The 1,608-nt window shown below is 73.3% G+C and carries 2 protein-coding genes; both read right to left on the bottom strand.

The window, feature by feature from the left end; genetic code table 11:
• On the bottom strand, positions 1-505 hold a 505-nt coding region (locus AC1DY2_RS19585), incomplete at its 3' end, for a helicase-associated domain-containing protein (protein WP_476763927.1).
• Positions 506-569: 64 nt separating this feature from the next.
• On the bottom strand, positions 570-1,608 hold a 1,039-nt coding region (locus tag AC1DY2_RS19590; protein ID WP_476763928.1), incomplete at its 5' end, for a helicase-associated domain-containing protein.

The raw sequence follows: 1,608 nt of genomic DNA on the forward strand, positions 1-1,608 counted from the left end.
TGCCGGGCGTGTAGCCGGCGAGGTCCTCGGCCGGCCAGCCCAACTTCACGAGCTCCTGCTTGAGGGCGCCGCGCGCCCACGCCGCGACGAGGAAGCTCTCGTCGTCGATCCGCTCGGTGAGCAGCGGCGCGATGCGCTTGGCGTTCGCCACCTCGGTGAGCACGGCGATGTCGCTGGAGTACAGGCGCAGGGCGCCGTCGTCGGTGCGGTCGACGATGAGCCGGCCGTAGCGGCCGACGGTCTCGCGCATGTCGACGGCCACGGTCTGCGGCACGGGGAACTTAGCGTACCGCTCGAGCGTGCCGAGCATGTCCTCGGCTCCGTGGCCGGCGGCGCGGGCGTTCCACAGCCCGAGACGGGTGATGCGATAGGTGTGCACGTGCTCTGGGGCGCGCTCGAGCTCGGCGAAGACCGCGAGGTCGTGCCGCGCGTCCTCCGCGAGCGGATGCGCGACTTCGAGGAGCACGGTGCGGTCGCTCTGCACGATGAGTGGGCCGTCTGACATAGCGTTCGAGTCTACGCCCGCTTCGGGGGACGACGGCCGCCACGCGGCATCCGTCGCTCGCGCCTCAGACGTTGGTGGGCGCCGGGGAGACCGCGGCGATCGCGGAGAGCGGCAGCGTGCGCTCGATGTCGGCCTTGCGATCGCGGGCGCGGAGGCGTCCGTTCGCGACGCTCGCGGGAGCGAGCAGGTAGTCGGCGGTCTGGCCGCCTGGCATGCGCACGGTGACGGTGAGGGTCTCCTTCGCGCGGGCCGCGGCCTCGAGCTGGCGGGCGAGCCACGCCTGCTCGGTGGCGCCGGCGTCGCCCGTAGCGAGGACGCGGTCGAGCAGCGCGGCGACCGGATCGGTCTTCGGCGGCGGCGGGGGAGCCGTGGCGAGGCGATGCCGACGCAGCCGGACGATCTCGCCGTTCCCGTCTTCGGCGGCCACCGGATACCTCGCATCGGACAGCGCCCAGAACACGACGTCGGGCGTGAACCGGGAGAGGAGCCGGTGCGGGCCGGTCTGGCGCAGCCCGATCGACGACAGCGACTGGTCGACCGCGAGCGTGCGCACGAGCTGCTCGTCGTCGGAGCGGATCGCGGCGCGCGCCGGGGCGTCGGCATCGTCGGCTGCGGCCACGCGCACCGAGCCGAACCGCGACGCCGCTTCTCCCACGAGATAGGCGAGCGGTTGCGGGATGCCGGTCAGCGAGAGGCCGTGAAGGAACGCGAGGATCGACTCCGACGTCTCGCCCGCGGCGAGCCCCCGGTTCACGGATGCCGCGCTCACGCGATAGGTCGATGCGAGGTCGCGGCCCTCGACGTCGGCGAAGCCCCTCAGCCTCGCGTCGAGCGCGGGCTCGAGCGGACCGGGCGACACGATGGAGAGGTCGTGCTGCACGTAGACCTTGTCGACCTGTGCGGGGAAGTGCGCGGCGAGCAGCCGCGCGGCGCGATCGATGTCGCCGGCGAGCACGAGCCGACCGGTCTCGACCGGTTCGCCCGCGACGGCGAGGCCGAGCGACTCGGCGTCGCCGACCAGACGGTCGAGGCCCTCCTCGATCCAGCGGCCACCGGCCGGGTAGAACCAGTGCACGTCGTCGCGCAGGTCGGTCGCCGTGAGG

This window comes from Agromyces sp. P1_H4 (assembly GCF_056405255.1).